A 23442-nucleotide genomic window follows, 5' to 3' on the forward strand; every position below is an offset into this window, starting at 1 on the left:
TACCGGCCGGTGGCTCTGTCACAGGCGCGTGCGAGGATCGGAGACCTACCTCACAGGTGGAAGCGACCGGTGGGGACGGGCAAGGACGGTCAGTGGAACCGACCGGCGGGAACGACCGGCGGGAATCGACCCGTAAGAACGCCGGTGCGAACGACGGGCGGGAACGCCGGTCGCTCGGCCGATGGGAACGCGCAGGTGTGAACGAAGGGGAGGGCCGCGATGGCCAGCAAGCCGCCCAAGGGTGACCCGGTCCAGGACGCGCCGCAGGTGGCCGGGGCGCAGCACGCCGCCGCGGGGCTGCCCGCCGTCGGGCACACCCTGCGCATCGCCCAGCAGCAGATGGGCGTGCGACGCACGGCACTCACGCTGCTGCGGGTCAACCAGAAGGACGGCTTCGACTGCCCCGGCTGCGCCTGGCCCGAGCCCGAGCACCGGCACACCGCCGAGTTCTGCGAGAACGGCGCGAAGGCGGTCGCCGAGGAAGCCACGCTGCGCCGGGTCACCCCGGAGTTCTTCACCGCGCACCCCGTGTCCGACCTCGCCACCCGCAGCGGCTACTGGCTGGGCCAGCAGGGACGCCTGACCCACCCCGTGTACCTCCCCGACGGCGCGGACCGCTACGAGCCCATCACCTGGGAGCGCGCCTTCGACATCGTCGCCGAGGAGATCGCCGCGCTCTCCTCCCCCGACGAGGCCGTCTTCTACACCTCGGGCCGCACCAGCAACGAGGCCGCGTTCCTCTACCAGCTCTTCGCCCGCGAGCTGGGCACCAACAACCTGCCCGACTGCTCGAACATGTGCCACGAGTCCTCCGGCTCCGCGCTCTCCGAGACGATCGGCATCGGCAAGGGCAGCGTCCTGCTGGACGACCTCCACCGGGCGGACCTGATCATCGTCGCCGGACAGAACCCCGGCACGAACCACCCCCGGATGCTCTCGGCCCTGGAGAAGGCCAAGGCGAACGGCGCGCGGATCATCAGCGTCAACCCACTGCCCGAGGCGGGCCTGGAGCGCTTCAAGAACCCGCAGACCCCGCAGGGCATCCTCAAGGGCGCCGCCCTCACCGATCTGTTCCTCCAGATCCGTATCGGCGGCGACCAGGCCCTCTTCCGCCTCCTCAACCAGCTGATCCTCGACACCGAGGGCGCGGTCGACGAGGAGTTCGTCCGCGAACACACCCACGGCTTCGAGGAGTTCGCCGCAGCCGCCCGCGCCGCCGACTGGGCCGAGACCCTCACCGCGACCGGCCTCACGCGCGAGGAGATCGAACAGGCCCTGCGCATGGTCCTCGCCTCGAAGCGCACCATCGTGTGCTGGGCCATGGGCCTCACCCAGCACAAGCACTCCGTCCCCACCATCCGCGAAGTCGTCAACTTCCTTCTGCTGCGCGGCAACATCGGCCGCCCCGGCGCGGGCGTGTGCCCCGTGCGCGGCCACTCGAACGTCCAGGGCGACCGCACCATGGGCATCTTCGAACGCCCCGCCCCCGCCTTCCTGGACGCCCTGGAGAAGGAGTTCGGGTTCGCGCCCCCGCGCGAGCACGGCTACGACGTCGTACGCGCCATCCGCGCCCTGCGCGACGGCGAGGCCAAGGTCTTCTTCGCGATGGGCGGCAACTTCGTCTCCGCCTCCCCGGATACCGAGGTGACCGAGGCCGCCATGCGCCGCGCGCGCCTCACCGTGCACGTCTCGACCAAGCTGAACCGCTCGCACGCCGTCACCGGCACCCGCGCCCTGATCCTGCCGACCCTCGGCCGTACCGAACGCGATCTCCAGGCCGGCGGCGAGCAGTTCGTGACCGTCGAGGACTCCATGGGCATGGTCCACGCCTCGCGAGGCCGGCTGAAGCCCGCGAGCCCCCATCTGCTGTCCGAGCCCGCCATCGTCTGCCGCCTGGCCCGCCGCGTCCTCGGCACCGGCAGCACGACCCCCTGGGAGACCTTCGAGAAGGACTACGCGACGATCCGCGACCGCATCGCGCGCGTGATCCCCGGCTTCGAGGACTTCAACGCGCGCGTGGCCCGCCCCGGAGGCTTCGCACTCCCCCACGCCCCCCGCGACGAGCGCCGCTTCCCCACCGCCACCGGCAAGGCCAACTTCACCGCCGCCCCCGTGGAGTACCCGACGCTGCCCGAAGGCCGGCTGCTGCTCCAGACCCTGCGCTCGCACGACCAGTACAACACCACGATCTACGGCCTGGACGACCGCTACCGCGGCATCAGGAACGGCCGCCGCGTCGTCCTCGTCCACCCCGAGGACGCCCGCGCGCTGGGCATGGCGGACGGCTCGTACGTCGACCTCGTCAGCGAATGGAAGGACGGCGTCGAACGGCGCGCGCCCGGCTTCCGCGTCGTGCACTATCCCACCGCCCGCGGCTGCGCCGCCGCGTACTACCCGGAGACCAACGTCCTGGTCCCCCTAGACGCCACCGCGGACACCAGCAACACCCCCGCGAGCAAGTCCGTCGTGATCCGCCTGGAACAATCGGCGGCCGACTGAGCGTTTGCTCAGCCACCAGCCGCGTGACCGATCACCGCCGAACGGAGCCGTACCCATGGGCGAGCAGCACACCGTGAAGTTCCCGCAGGAAGTCCTCGACGAGTACGCCGCGCTCGGCGTCGACCTGCCCGCCCTCTTCTCCGCCGGGCACCTCGGCACCCGCATGGGCGTCCAGATCGTCGAGGCCGCCGCGGAGCGCGTCGTCGGCACCATGCCCGTGGAAGGCAACACCCAGCCCTACGGCCTGCTGCACGGCGGCGCCTCCGCCGTCCTCGCCGAGACACTCGGCTCGATCGGCGCCATGCTCCACGGCGGCGCCACCAAGATCGCCGTCGGTGTCGACCTCAACTGCACCCATCACCGCGGGGTGCGCTCCGGCCTGGTCACCGGGGTCGCCACCCCTGTCCACCGGGGCCGCTCGACCGCCACGTACGAGATCGTGATCAGCGACGAGGACGGCAAGCGCGTCTGCAGCGCCCGCCTCACCTGCATGCTGCGCGACGTACGACAGGGCGACGCCGACCTGATCCCCGCCGCGGGCTGACCGCCAGGGGGTGGCCCCGCCGTACGGACACCCCCTGCCGTCCCCGTACCTCTCCGAACCCGCGCTTTCCCTGGACCCGCCCCTCTGCGTACCCGCACCTTCCGTACCTCTGCGGAGCCGCACCTCTCCCGGACCCGCCCTTCTCCGGACCGACCGGACGCCGCGCCCCGGCCGGGCCCAAACGCGCCCCTTGCCGTGCGCGCCGGGACAACCCACCGCATCGCGCTCAAGGCAGCGCGAGACAGCGTGAGACAGTGCGAGACAGTGCGAGACATCCGTATCCGACCGTCATCCGACTGTTCCGGATTACCGCCTGTTCCGGATTTACCGCGGAATCCCGACCCCCATTTCCTGATGTAACACTGCGTGACACGCGCGCAATACGACATCAATGCTCTCTTCGCCGACATCCGCCTCCTTGATCATTTGCGACACGTGACTCGGCCTGCGGCGCACGCGCGCTCAACTCCCTCGCGACGAAACGGAATTGATCGTTCGATAAACGTGTGGAGTACATGGAATTTCCGCCAAACCGGCCAAGATCCACCCCTGCGGAAGCCAGACAACCTGCACGTCATAACAAGAAAGTCACAAGCCAGCGCACGAGATGCCCATTTCGTGAGACCGGGCCTAGAGTCACGGCCAGTCACCGCTCCATCGGGAGTTCGGTACCAGCGCGGCACCCGCCCGCCCTCACCCCGGGTCGGCCACGCTTGCGGAAAGGACTGATTGTGCGACAGCGTTCCCTGGTGATACTCACCTCCGTTCTCACGACCGGAGCTCTGACCCTCACCGCGTGCGGCTCCCGCGACGACAAGAGCGACAACAGCGGTGCCAAGAACGACATCACCGTCACCATCGGCGTCGACGCCCCGCTCACCGGCCAGAACTCCGCCACCGGCCTCGGCATCCAGTACGGGTCCCAGATCGCCGTCGACGACGCCAACAAGAACCACACGGTCCCCGGCGTCACCTTCAAGCTCAAGGCCCTGGACGACAAGGCGCTGCCCGCCACCGGCCAGCAGAACGCCACCGCGCTCGTCGCCGACGCCAGCGTCCTCGGCGTCGTCGGCCCCCTCAACTCCGGTGTGGCCACACAGATGCAGCAGGTCTTCGACACCGCGAACCTGGTCGAGATCTCCCCCGCCAACACCGCCCCCGAACTCACCCAGGGCAAGAACTGGCAGACCAAGAAGGTCCGCCCGTACAAGACGTACTTCCGCACCGCCACCACCGACGCCCTGCAGGGCGGCTTCGCCGCCGACTACGCCTACAACGGCCTCAAGAAGAAGAAGGCCTTCGTCGTCGACGACAAGCAGACCTACGGCGCCGGACTCGCCAAGATCTTCAACGAGCAGTTCACCAAACTCGGCGGCAAGGTCGTCGGCACCGACCACGTCAACACCGGTGACCGCGACTTCTCCACCCTCGTTACCAAGATCAAGAACTCGGGCGCCGAAATGCTCTACTACGGCGGCCAGTACGACGAATCCGAAGTCCTCACCAAGCAGCTCAAGGACGCCGGCGCCAAAATCCCGCTCTTCGGCGGCGACGGAATGTTCTCCCCCACGTACATCAAAACCGCAGGTAAGGCATCTGAAGGCGACCTCGTCACCTCCATCGGCGTCCCCGTCGACACCCTGCCCGCCGCCAAGGACTTCATCGCCACCTACAAGGCCAAGAAGTACCCCGGCGACTACGGCACCTACGGCGGCTACTCCTACGACGCCACCACCGCCATCATCAAGGCCGTCGGCCAGGTCGTGAAGGACGGCAAGCTGCCCTCCGACGCCCGCGCCCAGGTCGTCGCCGCCGTCCAGAAGAACACCTTCGACGGCATCTCCGGCAAGCTGTCCTTCGACGAGTTCGGCGACACCACCAACAAGCAGCTCACCGTGTACCAGGTCACCGGCGGCGAGTGGAAGTCCGTGCACAGCGGCAGCTTCGAGCCCAAGAGCTGACCCCGAGGCACAGCCCACCGCACCACCCAGGGCCGCGCGGCACCGACCACCGTCACCGCGCGGCCCGTCCTCTTCCCCGACCCTCCCCACTCCCATGGAGGCCATGCGGTGAACACCCTGCCGCAGCAGCTGGCCAACGGGCTGTTCCTCGGCTCGATGTACGGGCTGATCGCCATCGGCTACACGATGGTGTACGGCATCGTCCAGCTCATCAACTTCGCCCACGGCGAGATCTTCATGACCGGCGGCTTCGGAGCCCTCACGGTCTATCTCGCCCTGCCGGACGGCATATCCATGTGGATAGCCCTCCCCGCCATGCTCCTCGGCGGCGCCCTCGTCTCCGTACTCATCGCCGTCGGCGCCGAACGCTTCGCCTACCGCCCCCTGCGCGGAGCACCACGCCTCGCCCCGCTCATCACCGCCATCGGCCTCTCCCTCGCCCTCCAGCAGGCCGTCTTCAACTGGTACCCCAACGCCAAGGCCGCCCGCGTCTTCCCCCAACTCCCCTTCGGGCCCTACCACCTCGGCTCCGTCAACATCCAGAGCGGCGACGTCTTCCTCATCGTCGCGGCCCCCCTCTGCATGGCCGCCCTCGCCTTCTTCGTCCGCCTCTCCCGCACCGGCCGCGCCATGCAGGCCACCGCCCAGGACCCGGACACCGCCCAGCTCATGGGCATCGACACCAACCGCATCATCGTCATCGCCTTCGCCATCGGCGGCTTCTTCGCCGCCGTCGCCGGCGTCGCCTACGGCGTCAAGTACGGCTCCCTCGAATACAGCATGGGCTTCGTCGCCGGACTCAAGGCCTTCACCGCGGCCGTCCTCGGCGGCATCGGCAACATCTACGGCGCCATGCTCGGCGGCCTCGTCCTCGGCCTCGCCGAAGCCCTCGCCACCGCCTACGTCGCCGACATCCCCGGCATGGAGCAGTTCGGCGGACAGGGCTGGGCCGCCGTATGGGCCTTCGTCCTCCTCATCCTCGTCCTCCTCTTCCGACCACAAGGCCTGCTCGGCGAACGCGTCACGGACAGGGCGTGACCACCATGACCCACACCACCACCAACATCGCGACCGAGACCCAGCGCGGACCTGTACCCCTCCCCGCCCCCGCCGCCCGCGCCCTCGTATCCCTCGGCGCCACCGGAACCATCGCCAGCGCCTTCCTGTCCTGGACCTACAGCTCCAACTTCCCCGGCGACCTCACCATCTACGGCTACCCGGCGGGACTCCAGATCCTCGCCATCGTCGCCGGCGCCCTCACCCTCCTGTACTCCCTCACCCTGTGGAACGTACGAGGACTGCACCGGCTCAACCCCGCAGGCGCCACCTCCCCCGTCCTCATGACGGCCCTGTCCGCCTTCACCGTCTGCTGGTTCGCCGCCATCGCCATCGCCGTCGACCTCGGCGGCCTCGTCAACCTCGCCCCCGGCGCCTACGTCGCCGTCGCCGCCTCCGCACTCCCCGTCATCGGCGCCCTCGCCCTGCCCCACCCCGCCCCCGGAACCGGCCTGCGCGGCTACCTCACCAAACCCGACCAGCCCCGCCCCGGCCCGCTCCCCGCCCTCGCCGAACGCGCCGTCATCACCCTCGGCACCGCCGTCGCCCTCATCGTCTTCACCTACGGCATCGGCATCAACGACGACGAGAGCGAAACCTTCATCGGCTACCTCCTCGCCATCGTCTTCGCCACCTGGGCCCTGGTCCACGCCGGACTCCTCGACCGCTACGCCGGCATCAGCGCACGACACAAGGGCTTCTCCGCCACCCTCGCCTTCGTCGCCGTCGCCGTCTTCCCCTTCACCCAGGACAACGACCACAACGCCAACCTCGGCGTCAGCATCCTCGTCTTCGCCACCGTCGCCCTCGGCCTCAACATCGTCGTCGGCCTCACCGGACTCCTCGACCTCGGATACGTCGCCTTCCTCGGCGTCGGCGCCTACGCCGCAGCCCTCGTCTCCGGCTCCGAGTTCTCCCGCTTCTCCGGCGTCCAATTCCCCTTCTGGGCCGCCGCCCTCACCGGCATGGCCGCCTCGCTCGTCTTCGGCGTCCTCATCGGCGCACCCACCCTGCGCCTGCGCGGCGACTACCTCGCCATCGTCACCCTCGGCTTCGGAGAGATCTTCCGCATCGCCGTCAACAACCTCGACGGCGTCTCCGGCCCCAACCTCACCAACGGACCCAACGGCATCTCCCGCATCCCCGACCTCGAAATCTTCGGGTTCAACCTCGGAGACGCCCACGACGTCGGCAGCTTCACCCTCGGCCGGTTCGCCAACTACCTGTTCCTGATGCTCTTCTTCACGGCCATCGTCGTCCTCGTCTTCACCCGCGCCGCCGACTCCCGTATCGGCCGCTCCTGGATCGCCATCCGCGAAGACGAGACCGCCGCCACCGCCATGGGCATCAACGGCTTCCGGGTCAAGCTCATCGCGTTCGCCCTCGGCGCCGCCCTCGCCGGACTCGCCGGCACCGTCATGGCCCACGTCAACTACAGCGTCAACCCGCAGCCCTACCAGTTCGCCGGCGCCGCCCCGCCCAACTCCGCCTTCCTCCTCGCCGCCGTGGTCCTCGGCGGCATGGGCACCGTCAGCGGACCCCTGCTCGGCGCCAGCCTGCTCTACCTCATCCCCGAGAAGCTCCAATTCCTCAAGAACTACGAGCTGTTCGCCTTCGGCATCGCACTCGTCCTCCTCATGCGCTTCCGGCCGGAAGGCATCATCGCCAACCGCCGCCGCCAACTCGAGTTCCACGACAGCAACACACCCGACACACCAGCACAACCCGACGAACCGGCCGTCACCAAGGCGGGGGCCTGACCACCATGACCACACCCGTACTCGAAGCCCGCGCCGTCACCATGCGCTTCGGCGGCCTCACCGCCGTACACTCCGTCGACCTCACCGTGGGCAGCGGCGAGATCGTCGGACTCATCGGCCCCAACGGCGCCGGCAAGACGACCTTCTTCAACTGCCTCACCGGCCTGTACATCCCCACCGAGGGCACCGTCACCTACCAGGGCACCGTCCTGCCCCCCAAACCCCACCTCGTCACCCAGGCCGGAATCGCCCGCACCTTCCAGAACATCCGGCTCTTCGCCAACATGACCGTCCTGGAGAACGTCCTCGTCGGACGCCACACCCGCACCAAGGAAGGCCTGTGGTCGGCCCTCCTGCGCGGCCCCGGCTTCAAGAAGGCCGAGAAGGAGTCCGAGGCACGCGCCATGGACCTCCTCGCCTTCGTCGGCCTCGACCACAAGCGCGACCACCTCGCACGCAACCTGCCCTACGGCGAACAACGCAAGCTGGAGATCGCCCGCGCACTGGCCAGCGAACCCGGACTCCTCCTGCTCGACGAACCCACCGCCGGCATGAACCCCCAGGAGACCCGGGCCACCGAGGAACTCGTCTTCGCCATCCGCGACAAGGGCATCGCCGTCCTCGTCATCGAGCACGACATGCGCTTCATCTTCAACCTCTGCGACCGCGTCGCCGTCCTCGTCCAGGGCGAGAAGCTCGTCGAAGGCACCTCCGACGTCGTCCAGGCCGACGAACGCGTCATCGCCGCCTACCTCGGCACACCCTTCGAAGGCGAACCCGGAGAAGAGGAAGCCGCCGAGGTCGCCGCAGCCGAAGCCGCCGCCGACGCACCCGCAGACAGCACCACCGGCAGCACCGAGGGAGACTCCCAGTGACCGCACTGCTCGAGGTCCAGGACCTCAGGGTGGCCTACGGCAAGATCGAAGCCGTCAAAGGCATCTCCTTCAGCGTCGAAGCCGGCCAGGTCGTCACCCTCATCGGCACCAACGGCGCCGGCAAGACCACCACCCTGCGCACCCTCTCCGGCCTCCTCAAACCCACCTCCGGCACCATCACCTTCGACGGCAAGCCCCTCACCGGCACACCCGCACACAAGATCGTCGCCCTCGGACTCGCCCACTCCCCCGAAGGACGGCACATCTTCCCCCGCCTGTCCATCGCGGAGAACCTCCAACTCGGCGCCTTCCTCCGCAAGGACAAGGACGGCATCGAGAAGGACATCCAACGGGCCTACGACCTCTTCCCCATCCTCGGCGAACGCCGCAAACAAGCCGCGGGCACCCTCTCCGGCGGCGAACAGCAGATGCTCGCCATGGGCCGCGCCCTCATGTCCCAACCCAAACTCCTCATGCTCGACGAACCCTCCATGGGGCTCTCGCCGATCATGATGCAGAAGATCATGTCCACGATCGCCGAACTGAAGGCCCAGGGCACGACGATCCTGCTCGTCGAACAGAACGCCCAGGCCGCGCTCTCCCTCGCCGACCAGGGCCACGTCATGGAAGTCGGCTCCATCGTGCTGTCCGGCACGGGCCAGGACCTGCTGCACGACGAATCCGTACGGAAGGCCTACCTGGGCGAAGACTGAGCACCGGGCAGGCAGGAGGCCCGCACCCCGGATCACCGGGGTGCGGGCCTCTTCCACACACAGCCGTACGGCGGACGAGGTCAGCCCTTGGCCGCCTTCTTCTCCTCACCGTCCTGGATCACGGCCTCGGCGACCTGGCGCATCGACATCCGCCGGTCCATCGACGTCTTCTGGATCCAACGGAAGGCCGCGGGCTCGCTCAGCCCGTACTCCGTCTGCAGCACCGACTTCGCCCGGTCCACCAGCTTGCGGGTCTCCAGCCGCTGAGTGAGGTCCACGACCTCCTTCTCCAGCGTCTTCAGCTCCGTGAACCGCGAGACGGCCATCTCGATCGCCGGTACGACATCGCTCTTGCTGAACGGCTTCACCAGATACGCCATCGCACCCGCGTCCCGCGCCCGCTCGACCAGATCACGCTGCGAGAACGCCGTCAGCATGAGCACCGGGGCGATGCACTCCTCGGCGATCTTCTCGGCCGCCGAGATACCGTCCAGCTTCGGCATCTTCACATCGAGGATGACCAGGTCGGGCCGGTGCTCCCGCGCCAGCTCGACGGCCCGCTCACCGTCACCGGCCTCACCGACGACGTGATAGCCCTCTTCCTCGAGCATCTCCTTGAGATCGAGCCGGATGAGCGCCTCGTCCTCGGCGATGACGACACGGGTCGTCAGCGGAGGCACATGCGACTTGTCGTCATCATCGACAGGCTGGGGCGACTCGGGGGCGGTCACGGGGGCTCCTCGTTACGGGCAGGCAGGATACTGCTCCCAGAAGCGTACCTAGCTGCGGTAAGGTAGAGCACGGCGGGTGACCGCCAACCTTCGTATTGAAGGAGCCCCGGTAGCCCAGCGGCGAGAGGCACGGTGCTCAAACCACCGACAGCGTGGGTTCGAATCCCACCCGGGGCACTTCACCTTCGATTCCAAGGTCAGGCCTAGCGGAGGTCCACGTTCGCGTGAACCTCCGCTTTTTGCTGCACGGGACGACGCTCAGTCGCACAGAGTGGCCACATGTACGACATGGGTACTCGTGAACGAACCCTGGCGCTGGTCGCTGAGGGGCGCAGCCTGAGCTCCATCAGCAAGGAGACGGGCATATCCCGGGCAACCATCCGTTCCTGGCGAACGTGCATCGAGCCGCGCAAGCGCCAAGGCCGTGCCTGCCCCAGGTGCCAGGACGAGCCCGCCCCGCCCGAGGAACCGGCAGCGTACGCCTACCTCCTGGGCCTCTATCTCGGCGACGGCCACATCAGCGCCCACCGCCGGGGCGTCCACGTCATGCGCATCGTGCTGGACCAGGCTTGGCCGGGCATCATCGACGCCTGTGAAGCCGCGCTGTACGCCGTGCGCCCGGACAACCGCGTATGCCGCGTGAAGAAGCAGGGGTGCTTCGCGGTCTCCTGTTTCAGCAAGCACTGGCCCTGCCTGTTCCCTCAGCACGGCCCTGGCAAGAAGCACGAGCGCCGGATCATCCTCGAACCCTGGCAGCAGGACATCGTGGATGCTCACCCCTGGGAGTTCATCCGCGGCCTCATCCACTCCGACGGCTGTCGCATCGTCAACTGGACGACCAAGGTGATCGCCGGTGAGCGCAAGCGCTACGAATACCCGCGTTACTTCTTCACCAACGTGTCAGAGGACATCATCCGGCTCTTCACCGACACCCTCGATCGAGTCCACGTGGAGTGGAAGGTGAACGGCCGCAACGTCTCCATCGCCCGCAAGGCCTCCGTTGCCCTCCTCGACATCCACGTGGGCCCCAAGTACTGACCCCACCCACGCGCCGCCCTACCGAGGGCTGTCGTCCTCGCCGATGTGGTGGACGCGGACCATGTTCGTGGAGCCCGAGACCCCGGGCGGGGAGCCCGCTGTGATGACCACGACGTCGCCCCGCTCGCAGCGGCCGTAGTTCAGGAGCAGTTCGTCGACCTGGTCCACCATCGCGTCCGTGGAGTCGACATGGGGGCCGAGGAAGGTCTCCACGCCCCAGGTGAGGTTGAGTTGGGAGCGGGTGGCCGGGGTGGGGGTGAAGGCGAGGAGGGGGATCGGGGAGCGGTAGCGGGACAGGCGGCGGGCGGTGTCGCCGGACTGGGTGAAGGCGACGAGGAACCTGGCGCCGAGGAAGTCGCCGATCTCGGCCGCCGCGCGGGCGACCGCGCCGCCCTGGGTGCGGGGCTTGTCGTTGTCGGTCAGGGGCGGCAGCCCGCCCGCGAGGATGTCCTCCTCCGCCGCTTCGATGATGCGGGCCATCGTGGCGACCGTCTCCACGGGGTACTTGCCGACGCTGGTCTCGCCGGAGAGCATCACGGCGTCCGTGCCGTCGATCACCGCGTTGGCCACGTCCGAGGCCTCGGCCCGGGTGGGGCGGGAGTTGTCGATCATCGAGTCGAGCATCTGTGTGGCGACGATGACCGGTTTGGCGTTGCGCCGGGCGAGCTTGATGGCGCGCTTCTGGACGATCGGGACCTGTTCCAGGGGCATTTCGACGCCGAGGTCGCCGCGCGCCACCATGATGCCGTCGAAGGCGGCCACGATGTCGTCGATGTTCTGGACGGCCTGGGGCTTCTCGATCTTGGCGATCACGGGGAGCCGTCGGCCTTCTTCGTCCATGACGCGGTGGACGTCCTTGATGTCTCTGCCGGTGCGGACGAAGGAGAGGGCGATGGTGTCGCAGCCGGTGCGCAGTGCCCAACGGAGGTCGTCCTCGTCCTTCTTGGAGAGGGCGGGGACGGAGACGGCGACGCCGGGGAGGTTGAGGCCCTTGTGGTCGGAGACCATGCCGCCTTCGACGACGGTGGTGTGGACGAGGGGGCCGTCGACGGAGGTGACGTCGAGGGCGACCTTGCCGTCGTCGACGAGGATGCGTTCGCCGGGGGTGACGTCGGTGGCGAGTCCGGGGTAGGTGGTTCCGCAGGTGTGGCGGTCGCCTTCGGCGCCTTCTTCGACGGTGATGGTGAAGGTGTCGCCGCGTTCGAGGAGGACGGGGCCTTCGGTGAAGCGGCCGAGTCGGATCTTGGGGCCCTGGAGGTCGGCGAGGATGCCGACGGTGCGGCCGGTCTCCTCGGAGGCCTGGCGGACGTGCCGGTAGCGCTCCTCGTGGTCGGCGTGGCTGCCGTGGCTGAGGTTGAAGCGGGCGATGTCCATTCCGGCTTCGACCAGTTCCTTGATCTGGTGGTACGAGTCGGTGGCGGGCCCCAGGGTGCAGACGATCTTCGCTCGGCGCATGGTTCGAGCCTAGGCCTTACCGACTGGTAGTGGGCGGGGAGTCGGCGCTCGCACGCTGATGGTCCGTCACTGATCGCCTGGTGGTCATCAGATCGCAACCTTCTGGGGCTGTTGCGCGTGGTGGTGACGGGACCACAATCTACGCGCGTCATTGACCGTTCCCCGGAGGAGTCACCAGCATGCCGTTCAACCGCCGTACGTTTCTGAAGAGTTCCGCCGTGACCGGGGCGGGGGTGGCGTTGACCGGTGCCGTGGCGGCTCCGGCGGCGCAGGCCGCGCCGGCCGAGCAGGCGAAGAAGGGTCTCAAGCGGCATTCGCTGACCGTGATGGGTACCACCGATCTCCACGGCCACGCGTTCAACTGGGACTACTTCAAGGACGCGGAGTACACGGACACGGCGGGCAACGCGACGGGTCTGTCGCGGATCTCGACGCTGGTGAAGCAGGTCCGCGCGGAGAAGGGCCGGGAGAACACCCTGCTGCTGGACGCGGGTGACACGATCCAGGGCACCCCGTTGACGTACTACTACGCGAAGGTCGACCCGATCACGGCCAAGGGCGGCCCGGTGCACCCGATGGCGCGGGCGATGAACGCGATCGGGTACGACGCGGTGGCGCTGGGGAACCACGAGTTCAACTACGGCATCGAGACGCTGCGGAAGTTCGAGTCGCAGTGCGACTTCCCGCTGCTCGGTGCGAACGCGCTGGACGCGAAGACGCTGAAGCCGGCCTTCGCGCCGTACTTCATGAAGAAGTTCCATGTGAAGGGCGCGGCGCCGGTGACCGTCGCGGTGCTGGGGCTGACGAACCCGGGTATCGCGATCTGGGACAAGGCGTATGTGCAGGGGAAGTTGACGTTCCCGGGGCTGGAGGAGCAGGCGGCGAAGTGGGTGCCGAAGCTGCGGTCGATGGGTGCGGACGTGGTGATCGTGTCGGCGCACTCGGGTGCGGACGGGACGTCGTCGTACGGTGATCAGGTTCCGTACGTGGAGAACGCCGCGGCGAATGTGGCCCGGCTGGTGCCCGGGATCGACGCGATCCTGGTCGGCCACGCGCATCTGGAGATCCCGGAGCTGAAGGTCACGAACGAGGCGACGGGGAAGACGGTCGTGCTGTCGGAACCGCTGTGCTTCGCGGAGCGGTTGGCGCTGTTCGACATCGATCTGGTCTTCGAGAAGGGCAGTTGGCGGGTGGAGTCGGTGGCGGCGTCGCTGCGCGATTCCAGGACGGTGGCGGACGACCCGGAGATCACGCGGCTGTTGGCGAAGCAGCACGAGGCCGTGGTGACGTACGTGAACCAGGTGGTGGGCCGGGCGACGGAGACGCTGACGACGGTCGACGCCCGGTACAAGGACGCCTCGATCATCGATCTGATCAACAAGGTCCAGGAGGACGTGGTCAAGGGGGCGTTGGCGGGTGGCGCGTACGCGTCGCTGCCGGTGCTCTCGCAGGCGTCGCCGTTCTCGCGTACGTCGCAGATCCCGGCCGGTGATGTGACGATCCGGGATCTGTCGAGTCTGTATGTGTATGACAACACGCTGGTCGCGAAGTTGATGACGGGTGCGCAGGTGCGCGCGTACCTGGAGTACTCGGCGGAGTACTTCGTGCAGACGGCGGCGGACGCGCCGGTGGACGTGGAGAAGCTGACGAACGCGAACAACCGGCCCGACTACAACTACGACTATGTGTCGGGGCTGCGGTACGACATCGACGTCGCGCAGCCGGCGGGTTCGCGGATCAAGAACCTGACCTTCGACGGCGCGCCTCTGGACGACGCGCAGGAGTTCGTGTTCGCGGTGAACAACTACCGTGCGAACGGTGGTGGCGCGTTCCCGTATGTGGCGTCGGCGAAGGAGTTGTGGTCGGAGTCGACGGAGATCCGGACGCGGATCGCGGAGTGGGTGACCGCGAAGGGTGTGCTGGACCCGAAGGACTTCGCGTCGGTGGACTGGCGGCTGACGCGGAACGGTACGCCGATGTTCTAGCGCTGGGGTGTTCTGAAGGGTTGTCGAGGGTCCGGCCGGGTTCGGCCGGGCCCTCGGTGTGTTCAGGGGTGTTCAGGTCTGGTCGATGAGGGCTTCTGTGGTGTGGTCGGGTGCGTCGGGTACGGCCTGTTGGTGAAGTCCGAAGGTGGTGAAGGCGGTTCGTCGGGGTTGGGGGTAATGCTCTTTGCCGGTGAGGGAGTTGAGGATGGTGGCGCTGCGCCAGGCGGCGAGGCCGAGGTCGGGGGCGCCGACGCCGTGGGTGTGGAGTTCGGCGTTCTGGACGTAGACGGATCCGGTGATGGCGGGGTCGAGGACCAGGCGGAACTGTTCGTCGATGCGGGGGCGTCGGCTGCGGTCGCGGTGCAGGTGGGGGGCGAGCCCGGCGAGGACGCGGTCCAGGGGCCGCTGGCGGTAGCCGGTGGCGAGGACGACGGCGTGGGTGGTGAGGCGGGTGCGGGTGCCCTGCTGGGTGTGTTCCAGGTCGAGTCGGATCGCTCCGCCGGGGGTGCGCTCGGCGGTGTGGACGCGGACGCCGGGGGTGAGGACGGTGTCGGGCCAGTGGCCGTGGAGGGTGCGGCGGTACAGCTCGTCGTGGAGGGCGGCGAGGGTGGCCGCGTCGATGCCCTTGTGAAGCTGCCATTGCGCGGGGACGAGGCGGTCGCGTACGGATTCGGCGAGGCCGTGGAAGTAGCGGGTGTAGTCGGGGGTGAAGTGTTCCAGGCCGAGCTTGGAGTACTCCATGGGGGCGAAGGCCTCGGTGCGGGCGAGCCAGTGCATCTTCTCGTGGCCGGTGGGGCGGTGGCGCAGCAGGTCGAGGAAGATCTCGGCGCCCGACTGTCCGGCGCCGACGACGGTGATGTGCTCGGCGGCCAGGAGGCTCTCGCGGTGCGCGAGGTAGTCGGCGGCGTGGAGGACGAGGGCGTCGGGGGTGTCGACGAGGGGGCGCAGGGGTTCGGGCACGTGGGGTGCGGTGCCGATGCCGAGGACCATGTTGCGGGCGTGGGCGCGGCCGAGGGAGGTGGCGGTGCCGTCGATGTCGAGTTGGGTGAAGTCGACGTCGAAGAGGGTGGTTCGGGGGTTCCAGCGGACGGCTTCGACCTGGTGGCCGAAGTGGAGTGAGGGGAGGTTGTCGGCGACCCAGCGGCAGTAGGCGTCGTATTCGGCGCGGGGGATGTGGAAGCGCTCGGCGAAGTAGAAGGGGAAGAGGCGTTCGCGGGTCCTGAGGTGGTTGAGGAAGGTCCAGGGGCTGGTGGGGTCGGCGAGGGTCACCAGGTCGGCGAGGAAGGGGACTTGGAGGGTGGCGCCGTCGATGAGGAGGCCGGGGTGCCAGTCGAAGCGGGGGCGTTGTTCGTAGAAGGCGGTGGAGAGGTGGGTGAGGGGGTGGGCGAGGGCGGCGAGGGAGAGGTTGAACGGGCCGATGCCGATGCCGATGAGGTCGTGGGGTGGTGGGGGGTCGTGCGGTGGGGGGTTGGTCATCGGGGGGTGCTTCCTTCTGCCGGTTTCAGGAGTGCGGCCAGGTCGCCGGGGCGGGTGTGGGGGTTGAGGAGGGTGGCCTTGAGCCAGAGGCGGCCGTCGAGGCGGGCGCGGCCGAGGACGGCGTGGCCGTCGTGCAGGAGGGTGCGGCGGAGGGCGGCGACGGTGTCGTCGGGGGCGTCGGTGGGCCGGAACAGGACGGTGCTGATGGTGGGTCGGGAGTGGAGTTCGAGGGTGGGGTGGGCCTCGATGAGGTCGGCGAGTTGGTGTGCGCGGGCGCAGACCTGGTCGACGAGGGCGCCGAGTCCGCTGCGGCCGAGGGTCTTGAGGGTGACGGCGATCTTGAGGATGTCGGGGCGTCGGGTGGTGCGCAGGGAGCGGCCGAGGAGGTCGGGGATGCCTGCTTCGGTGTCGTCGGTGGCGCTGAGGTAGTCGGCGCGGTGGTGGAGGGCGTGCAGGTCGTGGGGGTCGCGGACGGTGAGGAGTCCGGCGGCGACGGGCTGCCAGCCGAGCTTGTGCAGGTCGAGGGTGACGGTGTGGGCGCGGTCGAGGCCGGTGAGTGCGGGGCGGTGGCGGTCGCTGAAGAGGAGTCCGCCTCCGTAGGCGGCGTCGATGTGGAGGCGGGCGCCGTGGGTGGTGCAGATGTCGGCGAGGGCGGGCAGGGGGTCGATGAGTCCGGCGTCGGTGGTGCCTGCGGTGGCGGCGACGAGGGCGGGTCCGGTGAGGGTGGTGAGGGTGTGGTCGAGGGCGGCGGGGTCGAGGGTGCCGTGGGGGGCGGGGACGAGGACGGGCTCGGGCAGGCCGAGGAGCCAGGTGGCGCGGGGCAGGGAGTGGTGGGCGGCGGTCGAGCAGACGAGGCGGACGGGGCCGAGGGTCTCGCGGGCGAGGAGGAGGGCGAGGAGGTTGGATTCGGTGCCGCCGGTGGTGACGAGGGCGTCGGTGGCGCCGGTCTCTCGGGCGAGGGCGCGGGTGACGAGGGTCTCCAGCTCGGAGGCGGCCGGGGCCTGGTCCCAGGAGTCGAGGGAGGGGTTGAGGGCGGAGGCGGCGAGGTCGGCGGCGGTGGCGACGGCGAGGGGCGGGCCGTGCAGATGGGCGGCGCACAGGGGGTCGGCGGGGTCGGCGGCGCCTTCGGCGAGGGCGCGGACGAGGGTGTGGAGGGCGTTCGGGTCGCCGTCGTCCGGGAGGATGTCGCCGACGGTGGAGCGCAGCCGTGCGGCGACGGTCTGCGGGCCGCCCGCGGGCAGTGGTCCGCCGCGTGCGCGGGTGCCCTCGGCCAGGGCGTCGAGGACGGTGGCGAGCAACGGGCGTAGTGCGTCCGGTCCTTGGGGTCCTGAGGCGAGAGATGGCAGGCTCATGGGGGGTGGTCCTCCCTGGCGCACGGCGGGAGAACCAAGCCTGCACGGCGGGGAGTTCGGATCGCCAGACGGCAGCCGTGATCAGACCCGAAGGAGGTACTCCTGGGCGGCGGAGAGGGGCCGGCCGGGGCCCCGAGCGCCCGGCCGGCTCGCGGTGTCTACGCCTCGCGTACGCGCAACACCCGTGCCAGATCGTCCAGTTCGTCGATGAGGCGGCGGCGCAGGGCGGGGATCGGGTCGGCTTCGCTCAGGCACTGTTCGCCCTGGCGGAGCATGTCGGGGCGGATGGCATGGCGGGGGAAGGCCCAGCGGCCCGCGGCGGCGGCCATGGCGGGGCCGCGGCGGGCGGCGAGGGCGGGGGCGTCGGCCCAGTAGCGGTCGGCGTACGCCCCGAGGAGTTCGGCCTGTTCGGGTTGCCAGAAGCCTTCCGCGGTGGCGGTGAACAGGTAGTTGGACAGGTCGTCGGTGGTGAACATGGCGTCCCAGGCGCGCTGTTTGCTCGCGGGGTCGGGCAGGGCGGCGCGGCAGCGGGCGGCGCCTTCCTGGCCGGTGGCGCTGGGGTCGCGCTCGAGTTCCTCGGCGATCGCCGTCTCGTCCACGGCGCCGAGGACGGCGAGGCGGGCGAGGGTGCGCCAGCGCAGTTCGGGGTCGAGTTCGGGGCCGCCGGGGACGGTGCCGTCGGCGAGCCAGGCGGCGAGGGTGTCGGGGTGGGCGGCGGCGTCGATGAAGTGGCGTACGGCGATCAGGCGCAGTCCGGGGTGGGAGCCGTCCTCGGTGCGGCGGATGAGGTCGCGGCACAGGTCGGTGAGGGTGGCGAGGGCGGCGGGCCGCTGGTCGGGGGTGAGGTAGCGGTCGGCGATGTGGGCGCGGGCGAAGGCGAGGACGGCGTCGACGACGGCGAGGTCGCTCTCGTGGGGCAGGTGGGTGCGGGCGGTCTCCAGGTAGGTGGTGGCGGGCAGGTCGCCGTCGCGGACGGCGTCGCGCAGGGCGTTCCAGATGACGGCGCGGGTGAGGGGGTCGGGCAGGGTGGAGAGGGCCTCGCGGACGGCGGTGAAGGAGTCGGGGTCGAAGCGGATCTTGGCGTAGGTGAGGTCGCCGTCGTTGAGGAGGAGCAGGGCGGGGCGCTTGCCGAGGCGGAGCGGTGCGGTCTGGGGGATGTCGAGGTCGAGGCGTTCGCGCGGGGTGAGGGCGCCGTCGGGGAGGTGGTGGTCGTAGAGGCCGACGGTGATGCGGTGCGGGCGGCTGCCGTGGTGTTCGACGGTGAGGGTGCTGGTGCCGTCGGGGGTCTGGGTGAGCCGGGGGGTGAGGGTGTCGACGCCGGTGGTGCGCAGCCAGGCGTCGGCCCAGGCGTGGACGTCGCGGTCGGTGACGCTCGCGAGGGAGTCGATGAAGTCGGCGAGGGCGGCGTTGCCGAAGCGGTGGCGCGCGAAGTGGGTGTTGATGCCGGCGAGGAAGTCCTTCTCGCCGAGCCAGGCGACGAGTTGGCGCAGTGCGGAGGCGCCCTTGGCGTAGGAGATGCCGTCGAAGTTGAGGAGTGCGGCGGCGGTGTCCTCGACGGCTTCGGGGGCGACGGGGTGGGTGGAGACGCGCTGGTCGGCGTCGTATCCCCAGGACTTGCGGGCGACGGCGAAGTCGGTCCAGGTGTCGGTGAAGCGGGTGGCTTCGGTGAGGGTCTGGTAGCCCATGTACTCGGCGAAGGACTCGTTCAGCCAGATGTCGTCCCACCAGCGCAGGGTGACGAGGTCGCCGAACCACATGTGGGCCATCTCGTGGGCGATGACCATGGCGCGGGTCTGGCGCTCGGTGTCGGTGACGGCGGAGCGGTAGACGAACTCGTCGCGGAAGGTGACGAGTCCGGGGTTCTCCATGGCGCCGGAGTTGAACTCGGGGACGAACGCCTGGTCGTAGGAGTCGAAGGGGTAGGGCTCCTGGAACTTCTCGTGGTAGCGGTCGTAGCACTGGCGGGTGATCTCGAAGAGTTCGTCCGCGTCGGCGTCGAGGTGGGGGGCGAGGGAGCGGCGGCAGTGGATGCCGAAGGGCAGGCCGCGGTGTTCGGTGCGGACGGAGTGCCAGGGTCCGGCGGCGACGGCGATGAGGTAGGTGGACAGGGGCGGGGTGGTCGCGGCGCGCCAGGTGCCGTCGCCCTGGTGGGTGGTGATGCCGTTGGCGAGGACGCTCCAGCCGTCGGGGGCGGTCACGGTCAGGTCGAAGACGGCCTTGAGGTCGGGTTGGTCGAAGGCGGCGAAGACGCGTTGGACGTCGTGCATGAACAACTGGGTGTAGGCGTACGTCTCGCCGTCGGTGGGGTCGGTGAAGCGGTGCATGCCCTCGCCGGTGCGCGAGTAGTGCATCGCGACGTCGACGCGCAGTTCGTGCGGGCCCGGCGTGAGGTCCTTGAGCGGCAGCCGGTTGTCGGTGAGGGTGGTGGGGTCCAGTGGTGCGCCGTCGAGGGTGGCGCTGCGCAGTTCGGCGGGCTTGAACTCCACGAAGGTGTCCGCGGCCTGGTCCCCGCGCACCGTGAACTGGATGAGGGTTCGGGAGTCGAAGGTCTCGTCGCCGCGGGTCAGGTCGAGGGCGATCTCGTAGCGGTGGACATCGAGGAGCCGGGCACGGGTCTGCGCTTCATCGCGCGTCAGTACGGACATGGGGACATGCTGCCTGACGCCGCCCGCGGGGCACAGGGGCGGTCCGGTACACGCCTCGGGGCCGCCGTCCGCGCCGATGCGTCGGACGGGGCACGGGGTGCGGGGGCGCGGGGCGCGGGGCGCGGGGGTGCGGGGCGCGGGGGTCACTTCCCGTCGGCGGTGTCCTCCGCGATCCGCTCATGGTGCCGGATCACCTCGGCGATGATGAAGTTGAGGAGCTTCTCGGCGAACGCGGGGTCGAGCTTGGCGCTCTCGGCGAGCCTGCGCAGCCGGGCGATCTGGGCGGCTTCGCGCGCGGGGTCGGCGGGCGGCAACTGGTGCGCGGCCTTGAGGTGGCCTACCTGCTGGGTGCACTTGAAGCGTTCGGCGAGCATATGGACGAGGGCGGCGTCGATGTTGTCGATGCTGTCGCGCAGCCGGGCGAGTTCGGCACGGACGGCGGGGTCGGCGTCCGGGGCGGCGGTGTCGCGGGGGGTCATGAGGGATCAGCGTAGGGGGTACGGGGCGTCCTGATCCGCTGTGTCCACAGTCCGGATCGTCCGTGCGCGGTGCCGTTGTCCGCGGCGCCCGTGTGTGCCCGGTCCTCGGGTGCGGGCGCGTCTACAGTGGGGGCAGTGCGGGCGTCTTTGGGGGTGCGGGCGTGGCGAACGGCGGTCCGGTCGAGCACGGGTTTCCGCATCTGGACACGGTGCGGGCGGCGATCACGGCGTTGTACAAGCGGCTGTCGTACGACACGGTGCGGACCTTCGCGACGAGTGTGGCCCCGGCCGATGTGGCGTTCTGCGATCAGGACGATCTGTATCTGGGCACTCAGCGGGTGGCGCGGGAGCTGGTGCGGCACTACCGGCTGCCGGATGCCCGGATGGTCGTGAGCTTCCGTGAGATGACCTTTGCGGCCAACGTCGAACTGGCCGCGGGGCCCGAGTACTTCATCGAGTTGAACGACCGGTTCCGCACGCATCGGCGGGACATCGGCGCGGCCCTCGCGCACGAGGTGATGCATGTGTATCTGCACCGCCTCGGCCTGTCGTTCGCCGGGACGCGGGACAACGAGATCCTGACCGACACGGCGACGACGTATCTGGGCGCCGGCTGGCTGCTCCTGGACGCCTTCCGCGAGGACGCGCTGACGTCGCAGAAGCTCGGCTATCTCACCCCGGAGGAGTTCGGTTACGTGCTGGCCAAGCGGGCGCTGCTGTTCGATGAGGACCCGGCGATCTGGTTCACGAGCCCGCAGGCGTACACGGCGTACACGAAGGGCCTGGCGCTGGCCCGCCGCGACGGGCAGCAGCCGCCGTTGACGGCGGCCGGGTGGGCGGGCCGCCGCCGCTATGCCCGGGATCGCCGCCATGCCCAGGAGCGGTCGGGCCCCGGCCCGCGTCCGGATGCGCCGTACTCCTTCACGCGGGGTGACGGCGGTGGCCCGCTGCAGGTCTCCTTCCCGTGCCCGACGTGCGGGCAGCGGATCAGGGTGCCGGTGCGCGGGCGGGTACGGGCGCGGTGCGGGCTGTGCCGGACGGTGCTGGAGTGCGACACCTGACGTTCAGTGGTGGTCGCCCTTGCTCGTGAGTTCGCGGTACTCCTCCGCCGTGGGCTTGGGGATGCGTGCCTGGGGCCCGTACAGCGCCTTGGCGAGGCGGGCGCGCAGCCGGTGGGCGCGCCCGATCTGCCGGGTGACGCCGCCCGCGTCGACGAGCGGTCCGATCTCGTACGGGGGTGCCTGCTCGTGCTGGGTGAGGGTGAACAGCCGTTCCGGGGAGAGGGGTTCGTGGATCTCGACGTATCCGCCGGTGGGGAGCCGTTTGATGATGCCGGTCTCCCGGCCGTGCATCACCTTGTCGCGGTCGCGGCGTTGGAGCCCGAGGCAGATCCGTTTGGTGAGGACGAACGCGAGGACGGGTACGACGAAGAACGCGATGCGGACGAACCAGGTGATCGCGTTGATGGAGAGGTGGAAGTGGGTGGCCCACAGGTCGTTGCCGCCGCCCACGAGCAGCACCGCGTACAGCGAGAGCCAGGCCACGCCGAGGGCGGTGCGGACGGGGACGTTGCGTGGCCGGTCCAGGATGTGGTGTTCGCGCTTGTCCCCGGTCACCCATGCTTCGACGAAGGGGTAGACGCCGATGGCGAGCATGATGAGCGGGAAGAGCATGAAGGGGATGAAGACGCCCAGTTGGAGGGTGTGGCCCCAGGCGTTGATCTCCCATCCCGGCATCACCCGGATCAGGCCCTCGGAGAAGCCGAGGTACCAGTCGGGCTGGGCGCCGGTGGTGACCAGATCGGGCCGGTAGGGGCCGAAGGACCAGACGGGGTTGATGGTGGCGATCCCGCCGAGCAGCGCCAGGACACCGAAGACGAGGAAGAAGAACCCGCCGGCCTTGGCGGTGTAGACGGGCATGAGCGGCATGCCCACCACGCTCTTCTCGTCGCGTCCGGGTCCGGGGTACTGGGTGTGCTTGTGGTAGAAGACCAGGATCAGATGGGCGACGACCAGGCCCAGCATGATCCCGGGCAGCAGCAGCACATGGATCGGGAAGAATCGCGGGATGATGTCGTGGCCCGGGAACTCGCCGCCGAAGAGGAAGAACGCGAGATACGTGCCGATGACCGGTACGGACAGGATGGCGCCCTGGGCGAAGCGGACGCCGGTGCCGGAGAGCAGGTCGTCGGGGAGCGAGTAGCCGGTGAGGCCGGTGATCAGGGCGAGGAACAGCAGGGTCCAGCCGAACAGCCAGTTGACTTCGCGGGGCTTGCGGAAGGCGCCGGTGAAGAACACCCGCATCATGTGGATGAGCATCCCGGCGACGAAGACGAGGGCCGCCCAGTGGTGGATCTGCCGGATGAGCAGTCCGCCGCGTACGTCGAAGCTGATGTGCAGCGTCGACTCGTACGCCCTGGTCATGAGGACGCCGTTGAGTGGGTTGTAGGAGCCGTGGTAGACGGTCTCCGCGCTGCTCGGTTCGAAGAAGAGCGTGAGATAGATGCCGGTGAGGATGAGGACGAGGAAGCTGTAGAGGCAGACCTCGCCCAGCATGAAGGACCAGTGGTCCGGGAACACCTTGCGCATCAGGTAGTTGGCGGACCGGTGCGTGCCGAGGCGGCCGTCGGTCCAGTCGGCGAGCCGCTCGCCCTTGCCCGCCGGATGTCCGCGTCGCGAACTCCCGCCACCCGTCGGGTCGTTCGCCGTTCGTAGGCCGTCGTCCATGGAACGCCTCCCCCACGCTTCACTTCAGAGTGGCACGGCGGGCGGCGCGGACCAAGAGGGGTGACGGCGGGATCCGGTCACCCTTGGAGCCGGGACGCGCGGCGGCGCCTGCCGGTGGTCCGGTCGGGACCGGGGGCAGGCGCCGCC

At 69.4% G+C, this 23442-nt stretch carries 17 protein-coding genes and 1 tRNA gene; 11 read left to right on the plus strand and 7 right to left on the minus strand.

Features of this window, described 5'->3' with window-relative positions:
* Positions 1–219 precede the first annotated feature (219 nt).
* From NGF19_RS02770 to NGF19_RS02800, 7 genes are all read left to right on the plus strand, one after another.
* Positions 220–2499, plus strand: coding sequence for an FdhF/YdeP family oxidoreductase (locus NGF19_RS02770; RefSeq protein ID WP_252421886.1), 2280 nt, complete (start codon positions 220–222; stop codon positions 2497–2499).
* Between the two features lie 55 nt (positions 2500–2554).
* Entirely contained in the window at positions 2555–3043 is a 489-nt protein-coding gene (locus NGF19_RS02775) for a PaaI family thioesterase (protein ID WP_252421887.1), read from the plus strand.
* A 746-nt stretch (positions 3044–3789) separates the two neighbouring features.
* Positions 3790–5004 (plus strand): branched-chain amino acid ABC transporter substrate-binding protein, encoded by a 1215-nt coding sequence (locus NGF19_RS02780; protein WP_252422215.1) that lies wholly within the window; start codon positions 3790–3792, stop codon positions 5002–5004.
* Between the two features lie 108 nt (positions 5005–5112).
* Complete coding sequence (locus NGF19_RS02785; protein WP_252421889.1) at positions 5113–6042, plus strand: branched-chain amino acid ABC transporter permease; 930 nt, start codon at positions 5113–5115, stop codon at positions 6040–6042.
* Between the two features lie 5 nt (positions 6043–6047).
* Positions 6048–7820: a branched-chain amino acid ABC transporter permease gene (locus NGF19_RS02790; protein ID WP_252422216.1), complete on the plus strand. Its 1773-nt coding sequence runs from the start codon at positions 6048–6050 to the stop codon at positions 7818–7820.
* Between the two features lie 5 nt (positions 7821–7825).
* Positions 7826–8695 (plus strand): ABC transporter ATP-binding protein, encoded by an 870-nt coding sequence (locus NGF19_RS02795; protein WP_252421891.1) that lies wholly within the window; start codon positions 7826–7828, stop codon positions 8693–8695.
* Positions 8692–9408, plus strand: coding sequence for an ABC transporter ATP-binding protein (locus NGF19_RS02800; RefSeq protein WP_252421893.1), 717 nt, complete (start codon positions 8692–8694; stop codon positions 9406–9408). The genes NGF19_RS02795 and NGF19_RS02800 overlap by 4 nt, the downstream gene beginning before the upstream one ends.
* An 80-nt stretch (positions 9409–9488) precedes the next feature.
* Here NGF19_RS02800 and NGF19_RS02805 read toward each other — a convergent pair whose 3' ends face one another.
* Positions 9489–10139 carry an ANTAR domain-containing response regulator gene (locus NGF19_RS02805; protein ID WP_252421895.1) on the minus strand — a complete coding sequence of 217 codons (651 nt, stop codon included), beginning with the start codon at positions 10137–10139 and terminating at the stop codon, positions 9489–9491.
* Positions 10140–10242: 103 nt separating this feature from the next.
* Between NGF19_RS02805 and NGF19_RS02810 the strand changes: the two genes are divergently transcribed.
* Both NGF19_RS02810 and NGF19_RS02815 read left to right on the plus strand, forming a co-directional pair.
* Positions 10243–10316, plus strand: a tRNA-Leu gene (locus NGF19_RS02810).
* Between the two features lie 102 nt (positions 10317–10418).
* Complete coding sequence (locus NGF19_RS02815; RefSeq protein ID WP_252421897.1) at positions 10419–11177, plus strand: helix-turn-helix domain-containing protein; 759 nt, start codon at positions 10419–10421, stop codon at positions 11175–11177.
* Between the two features lie 18 nt (positions 11178–11195).
* Here the strand turns inward: NGF19_RS02815 and pyk are convergent, their stop codons facing one another.
* Positions 11196–12632 carry a pyruvate kinase gene (pyk, locus tag NGF19_RS02820; protein WP_252421899.1) on the minus strand — a complete coding sequence of 479 codons (1437 nt, stop codon included), beginning with the start codon at positions 12630–12632 and terminating at the stop codon, positions 11196–11198.
* 179 nt (positions 12633–12811) lie between these two features.
* Here pyk and NGF19_RS02825 point away from each other — a divergent pair, with 179 nt between their 5' ends.
* The gene (locus tag NGF19_RS02825; protein ID WP_252421901.1) at positions 12812–14617 is read left to right on the plus strand and encodes a 5'-nucleotidase C-terminal domain-containing protein; all 1806 of its coding nucleotides are present in this window, start codon (positions 12812–12814) and stop codon (positions 14615–14617) included.
* A gap of 72 nt (positions 14618–14689) precedes the next feature.
* Here NGF19_RS02825 and NGF19_RS02830 read toward each other — a convergent pair whose 3' ends face one another.
* From NGF19_RS02830 to NGF19_RS02845, 4 genes are all read right to left on the minus strand, one after another.
* Positions 14690–16093, minus strand: coding sequence for a lysine N(6)-hydroxylase/L-ornithine N(5)-oxygenase family protein (locus NGF19_RS02830; RefSeq protein WP_252421902.1), 1404 nt, complete (start codon positions 16091–16093; stop codon positions 14690–14692).
* Positions 16090–17445, minus strand: a complete 1356-nt coding sequence (locus NGF19_RS02835; protein WP_252421903.1) for a pyridoxal phosphate-dependent decarboxylase family protein — start codon at positions 17443–17445, stop codon at positions 16090–16092. The genes NGF19_RS02830 and NGF19_RS02835 overlap by 4 nt, the downstream gene beginning before the upstream one ends.
* Before the next feature lie 158 nt (positions 17446–17603).
* Positions 17604–20090 carry an aminopeptidase N gene (gene pepN / locus NGF19_RS02840; RefSeq protein ID WP_252421904.1) on the minus strand — a complete coding sequence of 829 codons (2487 nt, stop codon included), beginning with the start codon at positions 20088–20090 and terminating at the stop codon, positions 17604–17606.
* Positions 20091–20233: 143 nt separating this feature from the next.
* A complete protein-coding gene (locus NGF19_RS02845; RefSeq protein ID WP_252421905.1) occupies positions 20234–20569 on the minus strand; it encodes a chorismate mutase in 336 nt (111 codons plus the stop codon).
* Between the two features lie 161 nt (positions 20570–20730).
* On the opposite strand from NGF19_RS02845, the gene NGF19_RS02850 reads away from it, so the two are divergent.
* On the plus strand, positions 20731–21630 hold the full coding sequence (locus NGF19_RS02850) for a hypothetical protein (protein WP_252421906.1): 900 nt from the start codon (positions 20731–20733) through the stop codon (positions 21628–21630).
* A gap of 3 nt (positions 21631–21633) precedes the next feature.
* Here the strand turns inward: NGF19_RS02850 and qcrB are convergent, their stop codons facing one another.
* On the minus strand, positions 21634–23295 hold the full coding sequence (qcrB, locus tag NGF19_RS02855) for a cytochrome bc1 complex cytochrome b subunit (RefSeq protein ID WP_252421907.1): 1662 nt from the start codon (positions 23293–23295) through the stop codon (positions 21634–21636).
* Between the last annotated feature and the right edge of the window lie 147 nt (positions 23296–23442).

The organism is Streptomyces macrolidinus, assembly GCF_023887685.1.
In the GTDB taxonomy this organism is placed as follows: domain Bacteria; phylum Actinomycetota; class Actinomycetes; order Streptomycetales; family Streptomycetaceae; genus Streptomyces; species Streptomyces macrolidinus.

Bases quoted from the DNA above. Each gene is read 5' to 3' on its own strand.
- NGF19_RS02845 (WP_252421905.1), bottom strand. From the start codon at position 20,569: ATGACCCCCCGCGACACCGCCGCCCCGGACGCCGACCCCGCCGTCCGT.
- NGF19_RS02770 (WP_252421886.1), top strand. From the start codon at position 220: ATGGCCAGCAAGCCGCCCAAGGGTGACCCGGTCCAGGACGCGCCGCAG.
- NGF19_RS02815 (WP_252421897.1), top strand. From the start codon at position 10,419: ATGTACGACATGGGTACTCGTGAACGAACCCTGGCGCTGGTCGCTGAG.
- NGF19_RS02775 (WP_252421887.1), top strand. From the start codon at position 2,555: ATGGGCGAGCAGCACACCGTGAAGTTCCCGCAGGAAGTCCTCGACGAG.
- pyk (WP_252421899.1), bottom strand. From the start codon at position 12,632: ATGCGCCGAGCGAAGATCGTCTGCACCCTGGGGCCCGCCACCGACTCG.
- NGF19_RS02835 (WP_252421903.1), bottom strand. From the start codon at position 17,445: ATGAGCCTGCCATCTCTCGCCTCAGGACCCCAAGGACCGGACGCACTA.
- NGF19_RS02795 (WP_252421891.1), top strand. From the start codon at position 7,826: ATGACCACACCCGTACTCGAAGCCCGCGCCGTCACCATGCGCTTCGGC.
- NGF19_RS02825 (WP_252421901.1), top strand. From the start codon at position 12,812: ATGCCGTTCAACCGCCGTACGTTTCTGAAGAGTTCCGCCGTGACCGGG.
- qcrB (WP_252421907.1), bottom strand. From the start codon at position 23,295: ATGGACGACGGCCTACGAACGGCGAACGACCCGACGGGTGGCGGGAGT.
- NGF19_RS02790 (WP_252422216.1), top strand. From the start codon at position 6,048: ATGACCCACACCACCACCAACATCGCGACCGAGACCCAGCGCGGACCT.
- NGF19_RS02830 (WP_252421902.1), bottom strand. From the start codon at position 16,093: ATGACCAACCCCCCACCGCACGACCCCCCACCACCCCACGACCTCATC.
- pepN (WP_252421904.1), bottom strand. From the start codon at position 20,090: ATGTCCGTACTGACGCGCGATGAAGCGCAGACCCGTGCCCGGCTCCTC.